Here is a 22,689-nt window from a genome sequence, read left to right as displayed (position 1 = left end):
TCTTCCTTCTGACGGTTCGCCGCGACTCGCGCCCACGATCGCGACGGCTGAGGAGAGACTAGCCGGTCACCGAGACGATCATCTTCCCGGTGTTGTCGCCGCGGAGCAGGCCGAGGAAGGCCTCCGTGCCGTTCTCGATGCCCTCGACGAAGGTCTCGCGGTACTTCAGCTCGCCGGAGCGCAGCCATCCGCCCACCTCCTGGACGAACTGCTCCTGGAGGTCGTAGTGGTCGCCGACGAGGACGCCCTGGAGGCGCAGCCGCTTGCCGATGATCATCGCCATGTTGCGCGGCCCGGGCACCGGCTCGGTGTCGTTGTACTGCGCGATCATGCCGCAGATGGTGGCGCGGCCGTGCACGTTGAGCGAGGAGATCGCGGCTTCGAGGTGGTCCCCGCCGACGTTGTCGAAGTAGACGTCGATGCCGTCGGGTGCGGCCTCGCGGAGCTGGTCCCTGACCGGGCCGTTCTTGTAGTTGAAGGCGGCGTCGAAGCCGTACTCCTCGACGAGGAGCTTGACCTTCTCGTCCGAGCCGGCGGAGCCGATCACCCGGGAGGCGCCCCTGAGCTTCGCCATCTGGCCGACCTGGCTGCCGACGGCGCCGGCCGCACCGGAGACGAAGACGGCGTCGCCCTCCTTGAAGGAGGCGACCTCGAAGAGCCCGGCGTAGGCCGTCAGGCCGGTCATGCCGAGCACGCCGAGGTAGGCGGAGAGGGGGGCGAGGTCGGGGTCGACCCGGGTGGCGTGCCGGGCCGGGACCTCGGCGTACTCGCGCCAGCCGAGGCCGTGCAGGACGTGGTCGCCGACGGCGAAGCCCTCGGCGTTCGAGGCGATGACCTCGCCCACCGCGCCGCCGTCCATGGGGTGGTCGAGCTTGAACGGGGGGACGTACGACTTCACGTCGTTCATCCGGCCGCGCATGTACGGGTCGACGGAGAAGTGCAGGTTGCGCACGAGCACGCGGCCTTCGCCGGGCTCGCCGACAGGGACCTCGCGGAGGGCGAAGTCGGCGGGGGTGGGCCAGCCGTGCGGGCGGGCGACGAGGTGCCACTCACGGCTGGACGCGGGAAGTACGGACATCTGCACGGCCTCCTGGAAAAGCTTCACATCGAGAAAACTTCAGGCTGCGGATACTTCACAACCTCAAACAACCATGCTCCTGGATATTTCATGTTGTCAAGTATCTGGGTACGATGACCCTCATGGCCTCACCCACAGATCCCGTTACCCGCGAAGTCGTCGAACTGATCGGCGCCGTCGTCTCGCGGTACTACGCGGAGTACGAGCAGGCGGCCGCGCAGCACTCCCTCACCGGGGCGCAGGCCCGGGTCCTCGGGCTGCTCTCCCTGGAGCCCGTCCCGATGCGCAGGATCGCGCAGAAGCTCAGGTGCGAGCCGTCGAACGTCACCGGGATCGTCGACCGGCTGGAGTCGCGCGGCCTGGTCGAGCGGCGCCCCGACCCGGCGGACCGCAGGGTCAAGCTGGCCGCGCCCACCCCGGCGGGGGTGGAGACGGCGGGCAGGCTCCGGGAGTCCCTGGACTTCGCCCGGGAGCCGCTCGGGCAGCTCACCGAGGCCGAGCGCGCCCTGCTGAGGGACCTGCTGAAGAGAATGCTGGGCCAGGACGCGGAGTAGGGAACACGCGCCGCCGCCGTCAGGACGCCGGGCCGGCCGCTACCGGCACCGACCGGGCGCTCCCGGCGAGGCGGGGGACCCTCCCGCCGCCCGGCCGGCCGCTACCAGCACCAGAAGAGGACACAGGTCGACTTGGTGGGAGCCGGGGGCGACGGGGGCGGGGCGGTCGCCGTCGGCGCGCCGGGGCCGGGAGGCCCGGTGGGCGTGGTGCCGGGGGTCGGCGAGCTCTCCCCCGGGGACGGCTCGTCGGCCGGGGCGGACGAGGACGGCGGACCGGACGGCGTGGCGTCGCCCGGCGGGCCCGTCGGGCCCCCCTCGGCGCCCTGGGAGCCGCCCGTCCCCTCGGCCCCCTCCCCCGTCCCCCCGGACGCGCCGTCGGAGGAACCGCCGGACGGACCGCCCGCCGCCGACACCCGCGAGGCCGTCGCGGACACCGAGGCCGGCAGGTCGACCGAGCTCGGCCCCTCCGAGGGACCCGTGCTGTGCGAGGGCACCGGAGGCAGCGACGTCGCGACGAGCTCCTCCTCCTCGACGGCGACGGCCGCGCCGTCGTCACCGGGCGGCTCCAGTGCCAGCTTGGCCAGGCTCAGCGTTCCGGCCGCCAGGACGATGCCGAGCGTGCCCACCAGGACGTTGCGGCCCCGGCGGCCGCGCGCCCGCCGCCCCCTGCGCGAGGGCGCCCGCCCGGCCGCTCCGGCACCCCGGCGCCCGGCTCGGCGGCTCCCCGGGTCGGGGCGCGGCGGCTCGACCACGTCCAGTTCGTAGACGTGCTCGGCCTCGGGCGCGTCGTCGGTGGCGCGGGGGGTGTCGTACCTCAGCTCCTCGACGGGGGTCCCGCACCCGGCACAGGCGAGGGCGCCGTTGAGATGCCTTCGGCACCGGTGGCAGTAGTCCATGGCGCCCGCAGGCTATGTGCCCCCCGCACCGCACAGGTACCCGTGAACGTGAGGATCCTGTGAGGAAACCGCAGGTCCAGGGCGTGCCGTCACCAATCTCCCGCTTCGGGCAGGATGGGCACATGAAGCCGTCCCCGCCGGCCGGGTCCTTCGGGCCCCGGGAATTCCAGCTGGTCCTGCTGCGCCGGATGGCCGACCACCAGCCGGAGCTGGCCGAGGACGCCATGCGCGTCCTGGGCGCGAGCCGGACCGAGATGCGCGAGGCGAACCGGCGGTGGCAGGCGTGGGCCCACGCCCGGCGCGGACCGGGCGAACTGCACCGCTACCGCTCGGCGCTCGGCGAGCCCGAGACCCGCCGGGCCGTCGAGGAGTACTCCTCCGAGGTCCTGCGGTGGCCCCTGCCGCTCTGGCCGGAGCTGCGCTGGGAGGTCATGGTCGGCCCGCTCGGCCGTCGCACCGCACCGGACGTGTGGGGCCGGGGCCTGGTCAGGGCGCCGGGCGCGCCCTCCCCGGAGCTGCGCACGGAGGCCGATCTGCGGCCGTGGGGCTGCACGCTGAGCGAGGTCGGGAACGCCTTTCCGCCGGCCCGGGTGCGCGAGGGCAGCGCGCCCACGCGCCTGCGGCTCGACTTCACCCTCCCCGACGGGACCGCGCGGGCCGGCGAGTTCACATGGGGCCTGCTGCAACGCCTCCTCTGACCTTCCGTCGGCGCAGGGCGCCCCCCGGGCGGCTCAGCCCAGCGCGCGCCCCGCCCGGCGGAAACGCACGATGCGAACAGGACGCCGAAGCACCACCGCGTACACCTCGCTCCGTGCCAGCACCGCACTCCGGAGGATCTGCCGTGACCGTCAGCCTTGAGCAGCTGCGCCGTTGCCATGTCGCCGTCGACCTGGGGGCGGCCCGCACCCGGGTCTTCGTCAAGGGCGCCGGCCTCGTCGTCGACGAGCCCAGCGTCGCCGCCGTGAACACCCGTACCGGCGCGCTGATCGCCGTCGGCGCGCTGGCCGAGAAGATGACCGGTCGCACGCCCGACTACATCCGGGTCGTCCGGCCCGTCTCCGGCGGCACCGTCGTCGACATCGAGATGGCCCAGCGGATGCTGCGCCACCTCCTCGGCGAGAAGCTCCGCCGCCAGCTGCGCCGCAAGCCCCGGCTGCGGGCCGCCGCCTGCACCCCGCACGACAGCGACCCGCTCGCCCAGCGCGCCGCGGTGGAGACCCTGGTCGGCCTCGGGGCGCGGCGGGTGGAGCTGGTCGACACGCTGATCGCGGCGGCGGTGGGCTGCGGACTCCCCGTCGAGCAGCCGACCGCCACCATGATCATGGTGTGCGGCGCGGCGACCACCCAGGTCGCGGTGCTCTCGCTGGGCTCGATCGTCACGGCCCAGCGCATCCCCGTCGGCGGCGACGCCATCGACCACGCCGTCATCCAGCACCTGCGCCACCAGCACGAACTGATGCTGCCCAGCCAGTCCGTGCGTCCGCTGCAGCTCGCGCTCCGGGGCAACGGCCTGACCCTCCAGGGGCCGACCTCCACCGAGATCCACGGCCGGGACGTGGCGACCGGCCTGGCCCGCTCGGTGACCGTCGACACCGCCGCCGTGCGGGACGCCATCCACACCCCGCTGACCGCCGTCCTGGACGGCATCGGCAAGATCCTTCGCGAGTGCCCGCCCGACCTGGTGGCCGACCTCGCCGAACGCGGGATCATGATGGTCGGCGGCAGCGCGCTGCTCCCCGGTCTCGACGAGATGCTGCGCGAGGCGACCGGCATGCCGGTGCACATCGCCGAACGGCCCGACGTCTGCTCGATCCTCGGACTCGGCGCGATGCTGGAGGGCAAGATCCAGCCGATGGTCCTGGAGCGGGCGGACCCGCTGGCCGAGGTGGAATGACCGGCCCGACATTCCTTTTTCTCCCGCTTGTACGACAATGAACCCATGTCGATCATGGACGCGAACGAACCGGTCCCCCGCCTGCCGGCGCTGCTCGAAGCGGTCCTCAGCGTCGGCACCGACCTCGAACTGCGGGCCACGCTCCAGCACATCGTGGACTCCGCGGCCGAGCTGACCGGGGCGCGCTACGGTGCGCTCGGGGTGGTCGATCCCGAGCGCCGGCGGCTCACCGACCTGTTCACGGCCGGTCTCACGGAGGCCGAACGGCAGCGGATCGGGCCCCTCCCCGACGGAGACGCCGGTGTCGTCGGCCTGCTGCTCCGGGATCCCCGCCCGCTGAGGCTCGACGATCTGACGGCCCATCCGCGCTCCGGCGGGGTCCCCGAGGGGCATCCCGCGATGCGCTCCTTCCTCGGCGTCCCGATCCGGGTGCACACCGAGGTGTTCGGCAACCTCTACCTGACCGAGAAGCGGGGCGGCCCGTTCACGGACGATGACCTGGCGCTGCTGCGGGTCCTCGCCTCCCAGGCGGGGATCGCCATCGGCAACGCCCGGCTGTACGAGACCGCCCGGCAGCGCGAGCGCTGGATCGAGGGCGCGGCGGCGGTGACGACGGCCCTGCTCACCGGGGAGCCGGCCGAGGGCGCGCTGACGACCGTCGCCGAGCAGGCCCGGCTTCTCGCGGGAGCCTCCGCCGGGGTCGTCCTCCAGCCCACCGAGGAGGGCGGCATGGAGATCGTGGCGGCCTCGACGGACGGCGATCCCGGGGACCTGGTGGGCACCACGATCGCTCCCGGTTCCGGCGTCCTCACCCAGCTCCTCGGCGGTGAGGCGGTGTTCGTGGAGGACTCCGCGACCGATCCGCGTATGACCACGCACGTGCGGTCGCGCTTCGGGCCCTCGATGATGCTGCCGCTGCAGAGCGGCGGCCGGCTCATCGGCACCCTCGCTCTGCCCCGGCGGCGCGGCGGACGTCCCTACACGGCCGTGGAACGGCTGCTGGCCTCGCAGTTCGCCTCCCAGGCGGCGCTCGCCCTGGTCCTCGCCGACGCGCGGCACAACCGCGAACGGCTCGCCGTGTACGAGGACCGGGACCGGATCGCGCGTGACCTGCACGACCTCGTGGTCCAGCGGCTCTTCGCGACGGAGATGATGCTGGAGTCGACCCGGCGGCGGGCGGCGGAGTCCTCCGATGAGAACACGCTGCTGGGTCGGGCCGTCGACGAGCTGGACTCGACGATCCAGGAGGTGCGGACGACGATCTTCGCCCTCCAGCAGCCCCCGGCGGACGCTCCGACCTCCTTCCGCGGGCGGGTGCTGCGGGAGACGGGCGGCGCGGCGGTCCTGCTGGGCTTCCAGCCCTCGGTCCACTTCTCCGGCGCCGTCGACACGCTCGTCGACGGCGCGGACGGCGACCGGCTCCTCGCCGCCCTGCGCGGGGCGCTGGCGGCGGCCCACCGCCGGCCGGGCGTCACGGCGCTCACGGTGGAGGTCGCGGCGGCGCCGGAGGGCCCGCGCCTGACCGTCACGGACGACGCGGATCCGCCGACGACGGTGCGCTGGCCCTGATCCGGGTGCCCCGACCGCCCCCCGGACGGCGCAGCCCGGCGCGACCGCCGGAGCGGTGCGACCTTGACTGGTGGGGTGGAAACCGACGCGAAGCCCTCCCCGGCCGCCTACCGGAACCTGGTGCTGGCCACGATCGGCTTCACGCTCACCTTCTGGGCGTGGGCCCTGATCGCGCCGCTCGGCAGCTGGTACGGCGACCGGCTCGCCCTCAGCTCCGTCCAGCAGTCCTTGCTGGTGGCCGTTCCCGTGCTCGTCGGATCGGTCGGCCGGATCCCGGTCGGCGCGCTCACCGACAAGTACGGCGCGAAGCTGATGTTCCCGCTCGTCTCGGCGTTCACGATCGTGCCCGTCCTGCTGTTGATCCCGGCGAAGAACTCGTACGGCGCGATGCTCGCCGTCGGCTTCCTCCTGGGTCTGGGCGGAACGACGTTCGCCATCGGCATCCCCCTGGTCAACTCCTGGTTCCCGCCCGCCAAGCGGGGGCTGGCCCTCGGTGTCTTCGGCATGGGCATGGGCGGGGTCGCGCTGTCCGGCTACTTCACCCCGCGCATCGCCAAGCACGGCGAGGACCTGCCGTTCCTCGTCGTCGCGGTCGCCCTCGCCGGCTACGCCGTCCTGGCGTTCTTCCTCGTCACCGACCGCCCCGACCGGCCCGTCCCCACCGCCTCCCTCGCCACCCGGCTCGGCCGGGCGGGGCGGCTGCGGGTGACATGGGAGCTGTCGGCGCTGTACGCGATCGGGTTCGGCGGCATCGTCGCCTTCGGCGTGTACCTGCCCACGTACCTGAAGACCTGGTACGCGCTCGACCCCACCGACGCCGGCACCAAGGCGGCCGGATTCGCGCTGGTGACGGTCGTCTTTCGGCCGCTGGGGGGCTGGTTCTCCGACCGGGTCCACCCGGCCCTCGTCACCTCGGGCGCCCTCGGCCTCGTCGCGCTCCTCGCGATCGTCCAGGCGTTCGACCCTCCTCTGGATCCGGTCGGCACGATCGCGCTGCTCTGCATGGCCGCCGGGCTCGGCACCGCCAGCGGATCCGTCTTCGCGCTGGTCTCCCAGGTCACCCCGCAGCCGCAGGTCGGCAGCGTGACCGGCATCGTCGGCGCGATGGGCGGCCTCGGCGGCTTCGTCCCGCCCCTGGTCATGGGCGCGATCTACAGCGCCAAGGACTCGTACTCCATCGGCTTCATGCTCCTGTCCGACCTGGCGCTGGCGGGCTGCGTGTACGCGTACGGGCGGATGCGGGCCATCCGGCCGGCGCGGGACGGGGCCGAGGACCAGCCGCCCGGGGTGAGCAAGGTCGCAGCGCCCCGCCCCTGACGCGCGGGCAGAATGCCTCTCGGCATCCCGCGACGCGAGGAGAACGACCGATGAGCGCGCTCTTCCCGGCCCTTGCGGCCGGCCCGGCCGGCGGTGACCGGCCCGCCCTGCGCTTCGGCGCCGACACCCTGACATACGCCGAACTGGCCGCCGCCGCGGGCGCGCTGGCCCCCCGGCTGAAGGACGCGGCCCGGGTGGCGGTCTGGGCCACGCCCACGGCCGGCACCGCGGTCGCCGTGGTGGCGGCGCTGCTCGCCGGAGTGCCGGCCGTCCCGCTCAATCCGCGCACCGGCGAGCGGGAGCTGGCCCACATCGTCGGCGACAGCACGCCCGGCCTGGTCCTCGCGGGCGCGGCGGACGACCTCCCGGCGGGTCTGGCGTCGCTGGAGCGGGTCGACGTGGACGTCCGGGCACGGGGTCCGGTGGTGGCGGAACCCGACGCCGCCGAGTCGCCCGCCCTGATCGTCTACACCTCCGGCACCACCGGGCCCCCCAAGGGCGTCGTGCTCTCCCGGCGCGCGATCGCCGCCTCCCTGGACGCCCTGGAGGAGGCGTGGGCGTGGACGGCGGACGACGTCCTCGTCCACGCGCTGCCGCTGTTCCACGTCCACGGGCTGATCCTGGGGATCCTCGGCCCGCTGCGGCGCGGCGGTTCCGTACGGCATCTGGGCACGTTCTCGGTGGAAGGCGTCGCCGGGGCGCTCGGCGAGGGCGGCACGATGCTCTTCGGGGTGCCGACGATGTACCACCGGCTGGCCGACGCGGTGGGCTCCGACCCCGCTTTGGTCCGGGCGCTGGCCGGGGCGCGGCTGCTGGTATCGGGCTCGGCGGCGCTCCCGGTGCACGACCACGCGCGCCTCGGGGCGGCCACGGGCCGCCAGGTGGTGGAGCGGTACGGGATGACCGAGACGCTCATGCTGACGAGCGTGCGGGTGGGCTCCGACCCGCGCCCCGGCTCCGTGGGGCTGCCGCTGCGCGGCGTGGAGCTGCGGCTGGTGGAGGAGGACGGGACGGAGATCGGGGCACTGGACGGGGAGAGCGTCGGCGAGATCCAGGTCAGGGGCCCGAACCTCTTCAGCGCGTACCTGAACCGGCCCGACGCCACGGCGGCCGCCTTCGACGGTGACTGGTTCCGCACCGGGGACATGGCGCTCCGGGACCCCGACGGGGCCGTACGGATCGTGGGCCGCAAGGCGACGGACCTGATCAAGAGCGGCGGCTACAAGATCGGCGCGGGCGAGATAGAGAACGCGCTCCTCGACCACCCGGACGTCCGCGAGGCCGCGGTCACCGGCGAACCCGACCCGGACCTGGGCGAGCGGATCGTGGCGTGGGTCGTCCCGGCCGATCCCGGGCGTCCCCCGGCCGCCGACGCCCTGTCCGCCCATGTGGCGGCCCTCCTCGCTCCGCACAAGCGCCCCCGGACGGTGCGCTTCCTGGCGGGCCTGCCGCGCAACGACATGGGCAAGGTCCTGAAGAAGGCGCTCCCGGGGGCGGCGACGCTCGATGACTGAGCGGCTCACGGCGCGCGAGGTGATCGCGCTGGTGGCGGACGACTTCACTCCGGCGGCCGCCCCGGGCGGCCCGGCCCCGGAGGGACGGCCGCCGGCCGATCCGGTCGTCCCCGCCCCGGTCGCACAAGCCGCGGACGGCGACGGCTCCGACCCGGGAGGGCGATCTCTGGACGGGCGAACCGCGGCCGCCCCGGGCGGCCCGGCCCCGGGCGACCGGACAACCGGCGGCCCCGGCCCGGACAGGCCCCGGTCCGACGGGCCGCTCGGCTGGGCGGGTTACGACGCCTCGCGCGCCCGGGCCGCCGAGCAAACCGGTGAGGACGAGTCCGTGCTGCACGGCGTGGCGGCGGTCGGCGGGCGCCCGGTCGTCCTGGTGGCGTTCGAGTTCGGGTTCCTGGGGGGCTCGCTCGGGCGGGCGGCCGGTGACCGGCTCGTCGCCGCGTACGAGACGGCCCGGGAGCGGCGGATACCCCTGGTGACGCTGGTCGCGACCGGTGGCAGCCGGATGCAGGAGGGCATGGTCGCCCTCACCCAGCTCCAGCGCGTGGCGGCCGCGACGGTGCGCCTGCGGGCGGCCGGCGTCCCCCACGTGGCGGTGCTCCGCGACCCGTCCACGGGCGGCGGCTGGGCCACGGTCGGCGCCGGGGCGGACGTCGTCCTCGCCCTTCCCGCCGCCCAGGTGGCCTTCGCCGGCTCCCGGGTCCGCCCGCCGGACGCCGATCCGGCGGCCTACACCGCCGAGGAGCAGTGGGAGCACGGCCACGTCGACGCGATCGTCCCGCCGCAGGAGCTGCGCGACGCCCTCTCCCGCTGGGTGCGCCTGCTGAGCGGCGCGCCGGGCCCGGAGCCACGGCCCGCCCCCGTACCGCGTGCGCTTGCCGCCGTCGGGCCGCCAGGGACGGGATGGGCCGCCGTCAGCAGGGCACGCGACCCGCGGCGGCCGCGCGCCGGGGACTACCTGGACGCGTACTTCGAGGAACGGGCGGCCGTGCGCGGTGACCGGGCCGGCGGGGTCGACCCCGGGGTGGAGTGCGGGTTCGGGGTCCACGCCGGCCGGGTCGTCGCGTACGCGGCGCAGGACGGCTCCGCGACCCGGCCCGCGGGATTCCGGACGGCGGCCCGGCTCGTCCGCCTCGCCGACCGGCTCGGCATCCCCGTCCTGACCCTGATCGACACGCCCGGCGCCGCCAACGACGCCGCGGCCGAACGGGCGGGGGCGGGCCCGGCCATCGCCGAGGCGTTCGCCGCGATCGCGGCGGCCGGTGTCCCGGTGACCTCGCTCCTGATCGGCGAGGGCGGCTCCGGCGGCGCGCTCGCCCTGGCCGCCGCCGGGAACACCTGGACCACTCCCGACGGCTACTTCTCCGTCATCGCGCCCGAACTCGCCGCGGCGATCCTCAAGCGGCCGCCCGCCCGGATTCCGGCCACCGCCGACCAACTGCGCCTGCGCCCCCAGGACCTGGTCGCCCTCGGCGTGGTGCGCGGGATCGTCACCCCGCAGAGCGGGTGACCCGCGCGAAGGGTGACGAACCGCGCGCACGAAGGGCCCGGAACGGCCGCCGGCCGTTCCGGGCCCTGGTCGTGTCCCGCCGGGCACCCGCCCGGCCGACGGGGTTACCGCACCCCCACCGCCCGGATGATCTCCTGCTGCACCGCGCCGCCGCGGTCGTCGCTCGCGCCGCCGCGCAGCGACACGGACGACGCCCTGTGGGGCACCCGCACGTCACCGGCCCAGCCGCCCCGCGCCGAGGGCTTCAGCGCGACCTTCGTCCAGGTCGTGCCCTCGTCGTAGGAGACCTCCAGCGTCCCGCCGCCGATCCGGCCCGTGCCCGACGCGCCCTCGACGTACTCGGCGAAGATCCGCACCGGCAACCGCTGCCCGCCTCGGACATCGCCGCCGAGGTCGGTGTCGACGTCGAAGCCGAGGTTGATCAGCGGCAGGCGGGTGACGCGGTCGGCCGGGGTCTCGGCGGACCGGAAGGTCCACTCGGCGTGCCCGCGGGTGGCGAGCCGCCAGCGCGCCGGGTCGAGGGTGGTGTCGGTGACGACCCTGTACTCCGCCTCCTCGGCCGGGGCGTCCCAGGCGTACGCGGCGGAGCTCGTCCTGCGGTCGACCCGGACCCCGTCCACGTACACCTCGGTGAACTGGGTCATCGAGTCGTCGCCCCACACGTTACCGAAGCCGGTGTGATCGGGCCCGGAGTCGCCCCAGCCGGGGGTGTTGGAGCTCAGGGAGTCGCCGCGGCGCTCCTGCCCCCAGCCGAGACCGGTGCCGAGCCACGCGTGCCAGACCGGCTCGAACCAGTCGAGCGCGTGGTGGCCGCCGCCCCGGTAGGAGTTGACGCCGCCGCGCTGCTCCAGCGAGTCCCCGAGGTCGACCGACTCGTGCCAGCCTTGGCCACTGCCGGTGGAGACGTACTCGACGCGCTCCGCCGGGAACGCGATCCGCTCCTTGAAGCCGAAGCCGATCGGGAAGGTGTCGGTGATCGAGTAGCGGAACTCGCCGCCGGCCTCCTTTCCGCCCGTGGGCATGTGGAACGCCGAGCGCACGGTGGCCAGTTCGTTCCTGCCGGGCCGGAAGACGAGGTCCGTGCCGATCGCGCCCGGGTGTCCCTCGGAGAGGTCGTAGGTGTACGGGGTGAAGGGGGTGCCGGTCAGGTCGAGCCGGCCGCCGCGCGCCGCGGCGGCGCGGATCCGGGCCGCGTCGGCGGAATCGACGGTGGCGACGGCCAGCGGACGGTCCTGGTAGTCGGCCGTGCCGAACCAGGACATCAGCCGTCCGGGCGCGTCGTCGGTGACGAACAGAGCCCGGGCGCCGGCGTCCTGCGCGTTCTGGGCGATCCGCGCCGTGTCGGCGCCGGGTGCCCTGCGGACGAGGACGGCCTTGCCCCGGACGTTCTTCCCGGCGTACTCGGCGGCGGTGCCGGTGCCCGCGTCGACGACCCCGAGGCGGTGCCCGCCCTCGAGCAGCGCGGTGCCGGCCTGCGGAGTGGCGTCGGAGAGCCGCTGCCCGCCGGCGCTCGCCTCCAGGAGCGGCTTGCCGAGACGCCACACGGTCCGGTACTCGAAGGTGCCGGTGGCGGGCTTGCGGGTGGGAGCCGCGAAGACCGAGTCGTACATCGGCGGCACCTGGACGGCCCCGCCGTACGAGGCGCCGTTCGCGTCCCGGTCGAACTCCATGAGGAGCTGACGGGTCTCGGTCCGCTTCTCGACCTCGGCGCGTATCTCGCGCAGCCGCCGTCCGTCGAGGGTGATCTCACGGTCCCGGTCGAGGACGATCTCCGGCTCGGTGAGGAAGCCGAGCCCGAGGGAGTCCCCGCCCTTGGCGCCGCGGACGTCGAGGAAGGTGTCGACGGTGTACGTACCGGGCTGCAGGCGCAGCCGCAGGGTGCCGGACTCGCCGACCGTCTCCGGGAACGGGTCGTGGCCCTCGGCGAGGCGCTGGACGCCCAGGCGGGCGGGGGCGGGGGCGCCGTCGCGGTCCTTGACGTGGACGGTCAGGGTGTAGCGCTCCCCCTCCTTGACCAGGCCGAGCGCGGTGTGCGCGACAGGCACGCCGCCGGCGGAGGCGGTGATCCGGCCGAAGGACTGGCCGACGGGCGCCTTGGTGCCGTCCCCGGTGACGGTGGTCCGGGCGGTGCCGTGCGCGGGGACGGTGAGGGCGGAGTCGGCGAGGGTGGCGACTCCGGCCGGAAGGCCCTCGACGGCGAGGTCCAGGGCGACCGGCTCGTCGGAGGAGTTGGTGTAGGTGACGGTCCGGGTGACCGGCTTGCTCTCCTCGTAGGGCCAGGAGACGAAGCCGAGGCCGGCGGAGCCGGTCGCGGTCACCCGCGCGGCGACGGCGGCGCCCACGTCGACCCGGCCCGCGCCGAGCGCGTACGGGGAGTCGGCGAGCGTCTTCGACGAGGACATCAGGGCGTCCTTGAGCTGGGCGCCGGTCCAGTCGGGGTGCTGCTCCGCGAGGAGCGCGGCGACTCCCGCGACGTGCGGGGTGGCCATCGAGGTACCGCTCATGGACGTGTAGAGCCCGCTGCCCTCGGTGAGCTGCGAGCGGGCGGCGAGGATGTCCACGCCGGGCGCCGACAGGTCGGGCTTGAGCGCCTGGTCGCCGTGGCGGGGCCCTTGGCTGGTGAAGTAGGCGGGGGCGTCGGCCGCGTCGACGGCGCCGATGGTCAGCGCGGAGTCGGCGGCCCCGGGCGACCCGATGGAGCCGGCGGCGCCGGAGTTGCCGGCGGCGATGACGAAGAGCGCGCCGGTCTCGGCGGAGAGGGAGTCGACCGCCTGCGCCATCGGGTCGGTGCCGTCGCTCGCCTCGGGGGAGCCGAGGCTCATCGACACGATCTTCGCGTCGATGTCCTTGGCGGCCCACTCCATGCCGGCGATGATCTGCGACTCGGTGCCGGAGCCCTCGTCGCTGAGGACCTTGCCGACGGCGAGGGTCGCGCCGGGGGCGACGCCCTTCTCCCTGCCGTCGGAGCCCGCTCCGCTGCCGCCGACGGTGGAGGCGACGTGGGTGCCGTGGCCGCCGCGGTCGGCCACCTCCTGGCCCTCGATGAAGCTCCTGGACTCGGCGACGCGGCCGGCGAGGTCGGGGTGGGTCAGGTCGGCGCCGGTGTCGAGGACCGCCACCTTGACGCCCTTGCCGGTGTACCCCGCCTCCCAGGCATGGGCCGATCCGATCTGGGCGTTGGAGTCGGCCATGGCGGCCTCGACCCGCCCGTCGAGCCAGACCTTGGCCAGGCCGGCGGAGCGGGCGGCGGGCCCGGTGAAGCCGCGCCAGAAGGCGGCCGGGTCCTTCGCCTCCACGGCCGCGCCGCCGATGCTGGGCAGGGCGCGGACCGTCTCGGCGCCGCGCGGGGCGGCCGCGCGAGCGCCCTTGCCGTACGTGACGATCAGCGGGAGCGCGTCGGTGATGCCCTGCTCGATGAGGCCGCTGACGTCGAAGAGCCGCCGGTCCAGGACGCCGGAGTCGAGGTAGGGGCGCGCCTCGTCGGGAATGACGGTGACCCGGCCGTCCGTGATCCGGCTGCGGACGGCTCCGGTGGCGCCCCGGGCACGGTCGACGGTGACCGTCTTCTCTCCGCCGCCGAGGTCGGTGACGGTGACGCGGTCGCCGGTGATCAGCGTGACGGTGGAGCCGCCGCCCCGGGCTCCGGAGAAGGTGTCGGGCACGGGGGCGGCGGTGTTACCGGCTGCGGCGGTCTGCCCGGCCGAGAGCAGCACGAGGGAGAGGCCGGCGGCGAGCAGCCCCGCTCTCCCTCTGGCGGATGATCCGGTCATCGACGCAACTCCTCGCGCACCCGGGGGAAGGGGTGGGTCCGGGTGACGCGACGAGTCTCGGCGGAACAGCGGTAGTTGAGACCACAACGGCCTGGCGGCTATGTGCCGTGGCGGTCAACCGCCAGGTCAGGCCGCCGGATTCCGCGCGTCATACCGGCGGAATCCCCGCCCGTACAGGGCAAGCACGGCAACGGCGAGAACACAGGCGATACCCCCGCCGGTGATCGCGACCGCGGGTGAGGTGAGGTCGGCGACCGAGCCGGCGAGGAAGTCGCCGAGCCGCGGACCGCCCGCCACGACGACGATGAAGACGCCCTGGAGCCTGCCCCGCATCTCGTCGGGGGCGGCGACCTGCATCATCGTGTTGCGGAAGATCATGGAGACGGTGTCGGAGTAGCCGGCGAGGGCGAGGAGCAGAAGTCCGAGCCAGAGGTTCCGGGTGAGCCCGAAGACGGCGATGGCGGTGCCCCAGCAGGCGACGGCGAGCAGGATGGCCTGGCCGTGGTGGTGGATGCGGCCCTGCCAGCCGGAGAGGACCCCGCCGAGGAGCGCGCCGGCCGCGGGGGCGGCGGCGAGCAGTCCGGTGGTGCGCGCGTCGCCGTCGTACCAGACCACGGCGACGACGGGGAACAGCGCGCGCGGATGGGCGAGGATCATCGCGCAGAAGTCCGAGAAGAACGTCATCCGCAGGTTGGGGCGGGTGGCGAGGAAGCGCAGCCCGTCGAGGACGGAGGCCCTCTTGGCGCCGGTCCGGTCGGGGAGCATGGCGGGCAGGCGCCACATCGCGTACAGCGCGGCGGAGAAGGCGACGGCGTCGACGAGGTAGGCGGTCTGGTAGCCGCCGACGCCGACGATGAGGCCGCCGAGGCTCGGACCGACGAGCGTGCCGAACGTCATCGTCATGGAGTTCAGCGCGTTGGCCGCGCGCAGCTGATCGGGCGGCAGCAGCCGGGGGATCATCGACGTCCGGGCGGGCGAGTTCAGGGCGGCGCAGACGGACTGGAGGGCCACGATCGCGTAGAGGAACCGCACGTCGTGGAGCCCGGCGAAGGCGGACGCGGCGAGCGCGGCGGACAGCACGGCGGAGCCGGTGGCGCTGAACAGGCCGAGCTTGCGGCGGTCGACGGTGTCGGCGATGGCGCCGCCGTACAGGCCGAAGACGATCAGGGGGACGAGGGAGCAGAGCCCCACGAGGCCGACGGAGAACGGCGAGCGGGTGATGTCGTACACCTGGAGCGAGACCGCGAGGGCGGTCATACCCTGACCGACCCAGGAGATGGTGTTGCCGAACCACAGGCGGCGGTAGTGCGGGGAGATCCGCAGCGGGGTGAGGTCGGCGAGGAGCCGGCGGCGGCCTTCCTCCTGGGTGGCGGTCACGCGACGTCGTACCGCAGCTCGGGGCGGGCCCAGTGGACGTGCCCGGCGGGCCGCACGGTCCCGGTGCGGCGGGCGCCGGTGCGGAGGTAGAAGTCCTCGGCGGGCGGATGCGCGACCACCCGCACGGAGTCGAGCCCGGCGTCGCCGGCCTGCCGCGTCATGTGCTCCATCAGCATCCGGCCGATGCCGCGCCCCTGCGCCTCGTCGGCGACGAAGGCGAGGTCGAGCTCGGCCTCGTCGAGCAGGAGGGCGTAGAACCCGAGTATCCGCCGCGTCTCGTCGACGGCGACGAAGACGGGGTGGGACTCGATGTAGGTCCCCCCGACGACATAGCCGGCGACCATGGCGGAGTAGTCGCCGCGGTAGGCGGCCGACGTGCGGACGAGGTGGCTGAGCCGCCTGGAGTCATCGGCGATGGCGCGGCGGAGGGTGACGGCGGGCATGGAGTGAGTATAGGGACGGGTGCCGTTCCCGGCCCTTACAGGTGACGGATTCCGGCGCCCCCTTCCGATGCGCTACTCGCAGCCGAATGCGTCCGGGTCGACACGGTCGAGCCGGGCGGCCAGCGCGGTGAGCTGGTCGCGCAGGCCGCGGATCTCCTCCAGCGTCAGCCCCGTCGCGGAGGCGATCCGCCGCGGCACGCCGAGCGCCTTCTCCCGCAGCGCGGCGCCGGTGTCGGTGACCCGCGCGGTGACGGAGCGCTCGTCCTCGACGCTGCGCCGGCGCTCGACGTAGCCGGCCGCCTCCAGCCGCTTGAGCAGCGGGGAGAGGGTCCCCGAGTCGAGACGCAGATGCTCGCCGATCCGCTTGACCGGCAGCTCGCCGTGCTCCCAGAGCACGAGGAGGACCAGGTACTGGGGATAGGTGAGCCCGAGCTCCTTGAGGGCGCCGCGGTAGACGCCGTTGAAGGCGCGGGTCGCCGCGTGCAGCGAGAAGCAGATCTGGTGGTCGAGCCGGAGGAAGTCCTCGTCCGGGGTCGTGTCGAGCGTCTCCATGGCTCCAGGGTACGGGACACCCCTCGCGAGCGATTGAGTTGTGCACAACTGAATTGCACGCTACTGTCTCTGGAGACCGCACCGAACGGAAGAGGACTCATGAACGCGATCTACACCGCTGTCGCCACCGCCAACGGCCGCGAGGGCCGCGCCATCAGCTCCGACGGCCACATCGACCTCCCCCTCGCCCACCCGCAGGCCCTCGGCGGCAACGGCCAGGGCACCAACCCGGAGCAGCTCTTCGCCGCCGGTTACGCGGCCTGCTTCGCGAGCGCCATGGGCGTGATCGCCCGCCAGGAGAAGATCGACATCGCGGACGTCTCGGTGACCGCCGAGGTCAGCATCGGCAAGGACGAGGCCGACAGCGGCTTCGGCCTCGCGGTCGTCATGCGCGCCGAGTTCCCCGACCACCTCCAGGGCGAGCCGGGCCGCGAGCTGCTGGAGAAGACCCACGCGTTCTGCCCGTACTCCAAGGCCACGCGGGGCAACATCGCGGTGGAGCTCGTCATCGAGTAGTCCCCGCCCCGGCCGTCCGGGCGACGGCACGAGAAACCCCCGGCGTGTCGTACGTGTCGTACGTCACGCCGGGGGCATTGTGGTCGCCGGACAGGATGGAAACGTTCCTGCATGCGCGACCCCGAGTGGGGCGGGTGGGACTCGAACCCACGGCCGACGGATTATGAGTCCGCTGCTCTAACCGGCTGAGCTACCGCCCCTTAACGGTGTGGCGCGTACATGTGTGCGCGCCGTCTGCCGCAGCATAGCCGCTCATACGATCTCTCGCTGTGGATGGTCGGCAACGCACGACCATGAGGACTTCCGCCGCCACGACGTGGTTCCCGGAAACGAGAAAGAGGACCCTGAAGGGTCCTCTTTCTCTTCGCTCCCCCGGCTGGACTCGAACCAGCAACCCTCCGGTTAACAGCCGAATGCTCTGCCAATTGAGCTACAGGGGATCGCGCTCCCCCGACTGGACTCGAACCAGTAACCTGCCGGTTAACAGCCGGCTGCTCTGCCAATTGAGCTACAGGGGATTGCTGCGTTTGCACCGAACGTACCCACCTCGGGTGTCCCGAGCGGCGCTCGTTCGCTGCGACACATACATTAGCGCAAGCAGGGGGGTGCTCCGCCAATCGGTATGCCACGGCCGCTCGTGGGCACCAGTGAGGCATCAGGGAAGCTCCAGGGAAGGGTGGTGCCGCCGTGCGGTACAAGCTGACGTTCGTGGTGGGAGTGGCCCTCGGATACGTCATCGGCACACGAGCCGGACGTGAGCGCTACGAGAAGCTGAAGAAGTCCGCCCGGGACTTCTCCCAGAACCCGGCCGTGCGCAACGCCGCCGAGTCCGCCGCCCAGACCGGGCGCGAGGTCGCGGGCAAGGCGTTGCACGTCGTGAGCGACAAGGTCGGCGACAAGCTGCCCCCGTCGGTCGCCGACCGGGTGCACGCCCTGCGCGGCCACAACGGCCAGGTCAGGAGCAACATCGCCGAGGACGACTGGGGTACGAGCAACACCTGAGGGCGAGGGGGCGGGCCGCCCGTGAGCGCGTCCCGCCCCCCGCTCGCTCCCCCTCCCGTCGCGCGTGCGGCAGAATCTCCCGTATGGGGATAGTCGCCGGTCTGGACAGTTCTGCTGAGTTCACCCGCATCGTCGTCTGCGACGCGGACACGGGCGCCGTGCTGCGGCAGGGGTACGCCCCGCATCCGGGCGAGCCGAAGGCCGCCGACGTCGACCCGCAGAGCTGGCTGCTCTCGCTCGGCGAGGCCGCCGCCGGCGGGCTGCTCGAAGGCGTCCAGGCGATCGGCGTCTCCGCCCAGCAGCACGGGCTCGTACCGCTCGACGCGCAGGGTGGCCTGGTGCGCGCCGCGATGGTCGGCAACGACCGCCGGGCGCAGGTGGCCGCCGCCGATCTCGTCGAGGCCTTCGGCGGACGGCAGGCCTGGGCCGACGCCGTCGGCTCCGTCCCGCAGGCCGGTCTGCCCGTCGCCAAGCTCCGCTGGCTGGCCCGCACCGAGCCCGAGAACGCCCGGCGCGTCGCGATGATCATGCAGCCGCACGACTGGCTGGTCTGGCAGCTCCTCGGCCGGCCCCTGCGGCGCACCACCGACCGCGGCGCCGCGTCGGCGACCGGCTACTGGTCGGCGGCCACCGGCTCCTACCGCCCCGACCTCGTCGACCTGGCGCTCGGCCACCAGGCCGTGCTGCCCGAGGTGCTCGGCCCCGCCGAGGCCGCCGGAACCACCCCCGAGGGCCTGCTAATCTCCGCCGGCACGGGCGAGACGATGGCCGCCGCCTTCGGGCTCGGCGTGGCGACCGGGGACGCGGTCGTCTCCCTCGGCGCGTCGGGCTCCGTGATGGCCGTGCACCACCAGGCGCTCGCCGACCCGCACGGCATGATCACGTCCTTCGCCGACGCCACCGGCATGCACCTGCCCGTCGTCCACACCTCCAACGCCGTGCGGGCGCTGCGCGGCAGCGCCGAGATGCTCGGCGTGGACAGCCTGGAGGAGCTGTCGGCCCTCGCCCTGAAGTCGACGCCCGGCGCCTCCGGCCTGGTCCTGCTGCCGTACCTGGAGGGCGAGCGCACCCCCCGGCTGCCGCACACCGCCGGCACGCTCAGCGGGCTGCGCCGCGAGTCCATGAAGCCCGAACACCTCGCGCGGGCGGCCTTCGAGGGCATGCTCTGCTCGCTCGCCGACGCCATGGACGTGCTGCGCGGACGGGGCGTGGAGGTCCGCCGCGTGTTCCTGCTCGGCGCGGCGGCCGAGCTGCCGGCCGTCCAGGCGCTCGCGCCCGCCGTCTTCGGAGCCCAGGTGGTCGTCCCCCAGCCGGCCGACTACACGGCGCTCGGCGCGGCCCGGCAGGCCGCCTGGGCGCTCGGGGTGGCCCGCGGCACGCTCTCGCCGTCCGCTCCCCCGGCCTGGCAGGGGGCCGCCGCCCAGGTCTTCGAGCCGGGAGAGGAGCTGCCGGTGGGCCAGGCGGTGCGCCAGCAGTACGCGGCGACCCGGGACCAGATCCACCCGGGGGCGTTCGGCTCCTGACCACCCGCCGTGCGCACGGGACGCGGCGGCACAGGCGGCACGCGCCGTGCGCACGGGACACGGCGGCACAGGCGGCACGCTCCGGCGCCGCGGCACGTGCCGGTTCGAGAACGCGCGCCGGCCCGGAACACGCGTCAAAACGAGTCGTAACGTCGAGCGGGCTCGGGCGATAGTGAATCCGTGCTCATAAGACTCCTCCGAACCCACCTCGGACCGTACAAGAAGCCCATCGCCCTGCTGGTGCTCCTGCAGCTGCTGCAGACCTGCGCCTCCCTCTACCTGCCGACCCTCAACGCCGACATCATCGACAACGGTGTCGTCGACGGGGACACCGGCTACATCCTGCGCTTCGGCGCCCTGATGATCGCGGTCTCCGTCCTGCAGGTCGTCTGCAACATCGGAGCGGTGTACCACGGAGCACGGACCGCCTCCGCCCTCGGCCGCGACGTGCGCGCGGCGGTCTTCGACCGCGTGCAGTCCTTCTCGGCCCGCGAGGTCGGACAGTTCGGCGCGCCGTCGCTGATCACCCGCACCACCAATGACGTCCAGCAGGTCCAGATGCTCGTCCTGATGGGATTCACCCTGATGGTCTCCGCGCCCATCATGTGCGTCGGCGGCATCGTCATGGCGCTGGGGCAGGACGTGCCGCTGTCGGCGGTGCTGCTCGCGGTCGTGCCGGTCCTCGGGATCGCGGTGTCGCTCATCGTGAGGCGCATGCGGCCGCTGTTCCGGACGATGCAGGTGCGGCTCGACACGGTGAACCGGGTGCTGCGCGAGCAGATCACCGGCAACCGGGTGATCCGCGCGTTCGTCAAGGACGACTACGAGCGCGAGCGGTTCGAGGGGTCGAACACCGAGCTGACCGACGTGTCGATGGCCACCGGCCGTCTGATGGCCCTGATGTTCCCGACCGTGATGACGGTCGTGAACGTCTCCAGCGTCGCGGTGGTCTGGTTCGGCGCGCAGCGCATCGACGGCGGAGACATGCGGATCGGCGCGCTGACCGCGTTCCTCGCCTATCTGATGCAGATCGTGATGGCCGTGATGATGGCCACCTTCATGTTCATGATGGTGCCGCGGGCCGAGGTGTGCGCCGAGCGCATCGAGGAGGTGCTCGCCACCGAGAGCAGCGTCGTCCCGCCCGTCGAACCGGTGCGCGAACTGCGCCGCAGGGGTCACCTGGAGGTCCGGAGCGCGGACTTCCGCTATCCGGGGGCCGAGGAGTCGGTCCTCAGGGAGGTCGAGCTGGTCGCCCGTCCGGGCGAGACGACCGCGATCATCGGCTCGACCGGCAGCGGCAAGTCGACCCTGCTGGGCCTGGTCCCGCGGCTGTTCGACGTAACCGGCGGCGAGGTCCTCGTCGACGGGGTGGACGTCCGCACGCTCGACACCGGCCTCATGTCCCGGACGGTCGGCCTCGTGCCGCAGAAGCCGTACCTCTTCTCCGGGACGGTGGCGACCAACCTGCGGTACGGAAACCCCGACGCGACCGACGAGGAGCTGTGGCACGCCCTGGAGGTCGCCCAGGCGGCGGAGTTCGTGAGGACGCTGGACGCCGGCCTGGACGCGCCGATCGCGCAGGGCGGCACCAACGTGTCCGGTGGCCAGCGGCAGCGGCTGGCGATCGCGCGGACGCTGGTGCAGCGGCCGGAGATCTATCTCTTCGACGACTCCTTCTCGGCGCTGGACTACGAGACGGACGCCCGGCTGCGGGCGGCGCTGGCCGAGGAGACGGCGGAATCGACCGTCGTGATCGTCGCCCAGCGGGTGTCGACCATCCGGGACGCCGACCGGATCGTGGTGCTCGACGAGGGACGGGTCGTGGGCACCGGACGCCATCACGAACTGATGGCCGGCAATGAGACGTACCGGGAGATCGTGCTCTCCCAGCTGACCGAGGCGGAGGCAGCCTGATGGCCGGTCCTGGCGGACGGATGATGGCGGGCGGCGGCCCCGACCAGCGGTCCATGGACTTCAAGGGGTCGGGCAAGCGGCTCCTGAGGTCCCTGGCGCCCGAGCGGGGCGCCCTGTGGCTGATGCTCGTCGCCGGCGTGCTGAGCGTGGCGGGCTCGGTGGTCGGGCCGTTGATCCTCGGCAAGGCCACCGACCTGATCTTCGCGGGCGTGGTCGGGCGGCAGACGCCCGACGGCACCACCAAGGCGCAGGCGATCGAGGCACTGCGGGCCAGGGGGGACGACGGGATGGCCGACATGCTGTCCGGGGTCGACTTCACCCCCGGGCAGGGAATCGACTTCTCGGCGGTCGGCGCCGTGCTGCTGTGGGCGCTGGGGATCTACGTCGCGGCCGGGCTGCTGATGCTGGTCTCCACCCGCATGTCGATCAAGGTGATCAACCGGACGGTGTACCGGATGCGGGAGGACGTGCAGGCGAAGCTGTCGCGGCTGCCGCTGTCGTACTTCGACAAGGCCAAGCGGGGCGAGGTCCTCAGCCGCGCGACCAACGACATCGACAACATCTCCCAGACGCTCCAGCAGTCGATGGGACAGCTGATCAACTCGCTGCTGACCATCGTCGGCGTGCTCGTGATGATGTTCTGGATCTCTCCCTTGCTCGCCCTGGTGGCGCTGGTGACGGTCCCGGTGTCGGTGGTCGTCGCGACCAGGATCGGCAAGCGCTCGCAGCCGCACTTCGTCCAGCAGTGGAAGTCCACGGGCAAGCTCAACGCCCATGTGGAGGAGATGTACACCGGTCACGCGCTGGTGAAGGTCTTCGGGCGGCAGGACGAGTCGGCCGCCGGTTTCCGCGAGCAGAACGAGGCGCTGTACGAAGCGGGCTTCAAGGCCCAGTTCAACAGCGGCGTCATGCAGCCGGTCATGTTCTTCATCTCGAACATCAACTACGTGCTGGTGGCCGTGGTCGGCGGTCTGCGGGTGGCGTCGGGCACGCTGTCGATCGGTGACGTCCAGGCGTTCATCCAGTACTCGCGGCAGTTCTCGATGCCGCTGACGCAGGTCGCGTCGATGGCGAACCTGGTCCAGTCGGGTGTCGCGTCGGCCGAGCGGATCTTCGAGCTCCTCGACGCGCAGGAGCAGGCGCCGGACTCCCCGGTCGGCGAGCAGCCGTCCGGCGTCAAGGGCAAGGTCGCCCTGGAGGAGGTCTCCTTCCGCTACGAGCCGGACAAGCCGCTCATCGAGGGCCTGTCGCTGACGGTGG

18 protein-coding genes and 3 tRNA genes are annotated in these 22,689 nt (G+C 73.4%); 12 read left to right on the top strand and 9 right to left on the bottom strand.

Annotation, left to right across the window (positions count from 1 at the left end; genetic code table 11):
* Positions 1 to 58 precede the first annotated feature (58 nt).
* Positions 59 to 1,078 carry an NADP-dependent oxidoreductase gene (locus AB0K65_RS17165; RefSeq protein WP_365717204.1) on the bottom strand — a complete coding sequence of 340 codons (1,020 nt, stop codon included), beginning with the start codon at positions 1,076 to 1,078 and terminating at the stop codon, positions 59 to 61.
* 122 nt (positions 1,079 to 1,200) lie between these two features.
* Here AB0K65_RS17165 and AB0K65_RS17160 point away from each other — a divergent pair, with 122 nt between their 5' ends.
* Positions 1,201 to 1,632 carry a MarR family transcriptional regulator gene (locus AB0K65_RS17160; protein ID WP_365717201.1) on the top strand — a complete coding sequence of 144 codons (432 nt, stop codon included), beginning with the start codon at positions 1,201 to 1,203 and terminating at the stop codon, positions 1,630 to 1,632.
* A 101-nt stretch (positions 1,633 to 1,733) separates the two neighbouring features.
* Here AB0K65_RS17160 and AB0K65_RS17155 read toward each other — a convergent pair whose 3' ends face one another.
* Positions 1,734 to 2,528, bottom strand: coding sequence for a hypothetical protein (locus AB0K65_RS17155; RefSeq protein WP_365717199.1), 795 nt, complete (start codon positions 2,526 to 2,528; stop codon positions 1,734 to 1,736).
* Between the two features lie 122 nt (positions 2,529 to 2,650).
* Between AB0K65_RS17155 and AB0K65_RS17150 the strand changes: the two genes are divergently transcribed.
* The 6 genes from AB0K65_RS17150 to AB0K65_RS17125 all read left to right on the top strand — a co-directional run bounded on the left by AB0K65_RS17150 (position 2,651) and on the right by AB0K65_RS17125 (position 10,332).
* Positions 2,651 to 3,226 (top strand): hypothetical protein, encoded by a 576-nt coding sequence (locus tag AB0K65_RS17150; protein ID WP_365717197.1) that lies wholly within the window; start codon positions 2,651 to 2,653, stop codon positions 3,224 to 3,226.
* Positions 3,227 to 3,369: 143 nt separating this feature from the next.
* The gene (locus AB0K65_RS17145) at positions 3,370 to 4,422 is read left to right on the top strand and encodes a rod shape-determining protein (protein WP_365717195.1); all 1,053 of its coding nucleotides are present in this window, start codon (positions 3,370 to 3,372) and stop codon (positions 4,420 to 4,422) included.
* Positions 4,423 to 4,467: 45 nt separating this feature from the next.
* Positions 4,468 to 5,991, top strand: a complete 1,524-nt coding sequence (locus tag AB0K65_RS17140; protein WP_365717193.1) for a GAF domain-containing protein — start codon at positions 4,468 to 4,470, stop codon at positions 5,989 to 5,991.
* A 75-nt stretch (positions 5,992 to 6,066) separates the two neighbouring features.
* Entirely contained in the window at positions 6,067 to 7,308 is a 1,242-nt protein-coding gene (locus tag AB0K65_RS17135; protein ID WP_365717191.1) for an MFS transporter, read from the top strand.
* A gap of 50 nt (positions 7,309 to 7,358) precedes the next feature.
* Positions 7,359 to 8,822, top strand: a complete 1,464-nt coding sequence (locus tag AB0K65_RS17130; protein WP_365717189.1) for an acyl-CoA synthetase — start codon at positions 7,359 to 7,361, stop codon at positions 8,820 to 8,822.
* On the top strand, positions 8,815 to 10,332 hold the full coding sequence (locus tag AB0K65_RS17125; protein ID WP_365717187.1) for a carboxyl transferase domain-containing protein: 1,518 nt from the start codon (positions 8,815 to 8,817) through the stop codon (positions 10,330 to 10,332). Before AB0K65_RS17130 ends, AB0K65_RS17125 begins: the two co-directional genes overlap by 8 nt.
* A gap of 104 nt (positions 10,333 to 10,436) precedes the next feature.
* On the opposite strand, the gene AB0K65_RS17120 is transcribed toward AB0K65_RS17125, so the two are convergent.
* The 4 genes from AB0K65_RS17120 to AB0K65_RS17105 form a co-directional block, all read right to left on the bottom strand.
* On the bottom strand, positions 10,437 to 14,102 hold the full coding sequence (locus AB0K65_RS17120; protein WP_365717185.1) for a S8 family serine peptidase: 3,666 nt from the start codon (positions 14,100 to 14,102) through the stop codon (positions 10,437 to 10,439).
* Positions 14,103 to 14,228: 126 nt separating this feature from the next.
* A complete protein-coding gene (locus tag AB0K65_RS17115) occupies positions 14,229 to 15,479 on the bottom strand; it encodes an MFS transporter (protein ID WP_365717183.1) in 1,251 nt (416 codons plus the stop codon).
* Positions 15,476 to 15,922, bottom strand: a complete 447-nt coding sequence (locus tag AB0K65_RS17110; RefSeq protein WP_365717181.1) for a GNAT family N-acetyltransferase — start codon at positions 15,920 to 15,922, stop codon at positions 15,476 to 15,478. Before AB0K65_RS17110 ends, AB0K65_RS17115 begins: the two co-directional genes overlap by 4 nt.
* A gap of 72 nt (positions 15,923 to 15,994) precedes the next feature.
* The gene (locus AB0K65_RS17105) at positions 15,995 to 16,474 is read right to left on the bottom strand and encodes a MarR family transcriptional regulator (protein WP_365717179.1); all 480 of its coding nucleotides are present in this window, start codon (positions 16,472 to 16,474) and stop codon (positions 15,995 to 15,997) included.
* Between the two features lie 99 nt (positions 16,475 to 16,573).
* Between AB0K65_RS17105 and AB0K65_RS17100 the strand changes: the two genes are divergently transcribed.
* On the top strand, positions 16,574 to 16,990 hold the full coding sequence (locus tag AB0K65_RS17100; RefSeq protein ID WP_365717177.1) for an organic hydroperoxide resistance protein: 417 nt from the start codon (positions 16,574 to 16,576) through the stop codon (positions 16,988 to 16,990).
* A 126-nt stretch (positions 16,991 to 17,116) separates the two neighbouring features.
* Here AB0K65_RS17100 and AB0K65_RS17095 read toward each other — a convergent pair.
* The 3 genes from AB0K65_RS17095 to AB0K65_RS17085 form a co-directional block, all read right to left on the bottom strand.
* Positions 17,117 to 17,190, bottom strand: a tRNA-Ile gene (locus tag AB0K65_RS17095).
* Positions 17,191 to 17,357: 167 nt separating this feature from the next.
* Positions 17,358 to 17,430, bottom strand: a tRNA-Asn gene (locus tag AB0K65_RS17090).
* A gap of 5 nt (positions 17,431 to 17,435) precedes the next feature.
* Positions 17,436 to 17,508: transfer RNA gene (locus AB0K65_RS17085), tRNA-Asn, on the bottom strand.
* Between the two features lie 169 nt (positions 17,509 to 17,677).
* Here AB0K65_RS17085 and AB0K65_RS17080 point away from each other — a divergent pair.
* The 4 genes from AB0K65_RS17080 to AB0K65_RS17065 all read left to right on the top strand — a co-directional run.
* Positions 17,678 to 17,992, top strand: coding sequence for a YtxH domain-containing protein (locus AB0K65_RS17080; RefSeq protein ID WP_365717175.1), 315 nt, complete (start codon positions 17,678 to 17,680; stop codon positions 17,990 to 17,992).
* An 83-nt stretch (positions 17,993 to 18,075) separates the two neighbouring features.
* Positions 18,076 to 19,515, top strand: coding sequence for an FGGY family carbohydrate kinase (locus AB0K65_RS17075; protein WP_365717173.1), 1,440 nt, complete (start codon positions 18,076 to 18,078; stop codon positions 19,513 to 19,515).
* Between the two features lie 180 nt (positions 19,516 to 19,695).
* The gene (locus AB0K65_RS17070; RefSeq protein WP_365717171.1) at positions 19,696 to 21,429 is read left to right on the top strand and encodes an ABC transporter ATP-binding protein; all 1,734 of its coding nucleotides are present in this window, start codon (positions 19,696 to 19,698) and stop codon (positions 21,427 to 21,429) included.
* Positions 21,429 to 22,689: ABC transporter ATP-binding protein (locus AB0K65_RS17065; protein ID WP_365717169.1), on the top strand; the 1,261-nt coding region annotated here is incomplete at its 3' end. The genes AB0K65_RS17070 and AB0K65_RS17065, both read left to right, overlap by 1 nt.

Origin of the sequence: Streptomyces sp. NPDC053755, from assembly GCF_040677675.1 — a bacterium.
Taxonomy (GTDB): Bacteria; Actinomycetota; Actinomycetes; order Streptomycetales; family Streptomycetaceae; genus Streptomyces.
This window is presented reverse-complemented; position numbering and strand designations above follow the sequence as displayed.

Excerpts from the sequence above, each read along its gene's own strand:
- AB0K65_RS17165 (WP_365717204.1), bottom strand. The coding sequence starts at position 1,078 with ATGTCCGTACTTCCCGCGTCCAGCCGTGAGTGGCACCTCGTCGCCCGC.
- AB0K65_RS17160 (WP_365717201.1), top strand. The coding sequence starts at position 1,201 with ATGGCCTCACCCACAGATCCCGTTACCCGCGAAGTCGTCGAACTGATC.
- AB0K65_RS17155 (WP_365717199.1), bottom strand. The coding sequence starts at position 2,528 with ATGGACTACTGCCACCGGTGCCGAAGGCATCTCAACGGCGCCCTCGCC.
- AB0K65_RS17150 (WP_365717197.1), top strand. The coding sequence starts at position 2,651 with ATGAAGCCGTCCCCGCCGGCCGGGTCCTTCGGGCCCCGGGAATTCCAG.
- AB0K65_RS17140 (WP_365717193.1), top strand. The coding sequence starts at position 4,468 with ATGTCGATCATGGACGCGAACGAACCGGTCCCCCGCCTGCCGGCGCTG.
- AB0K65_RS17130 (WP_365717189.1), top strand. The coding sequence starts at position 7,359 with ATGAGCGCGCTCTTCCCGGCCCTTGCGGCCGGCCCGGCCGGCGGTGAC.
- AB0K65_RS17125 (WP_365717187.1), top strand. The coding sequence starts at position 8,815 with ATGACTGAGCGGCTCACGGCGCGCGAGGTGATCGCGCTGGTGGCGGAC.
- AB0K65_RS17120 (WP_365717185.1), bottom strand. The coding sequence starts at position 14,102 with ATGACCGGATCATCCGCCAGAGGGAGAGCGGGGCTGCTCGCCGCCGGC.
- AB0K65_RS17110 (WP_365717181.1), bottom strand. The coding sequence starts at position 15,922 with ATGCCCGCCGTCACCCTCCGCCGCGCCATCGCCGATGACTCCAGGCGG.
- AB0K65_RS17105 (WP_365717179.1), bottom strand. The coding sequence starts at position 16,474 with ATGGAGACGCTCGACACGACCCCGGACGAGGACTTCCTCCGGCTCGAC.
- AB0K65_RS17100 (WP_365717177.1), top strand. The coding sequence starts at position 16,574 with ATGAACGCGATCTACACCGCTGTCGCCACCGCCAACGGCCGCGAGGGC.
- AB0K65_RS17075 (WP_365717173.1), top strand. The coding sequence starts at position 18,076 with ATGGGGATAGTCGCCGGTCTGGACAGTTCTGCTGAGTTCACCCGCATC.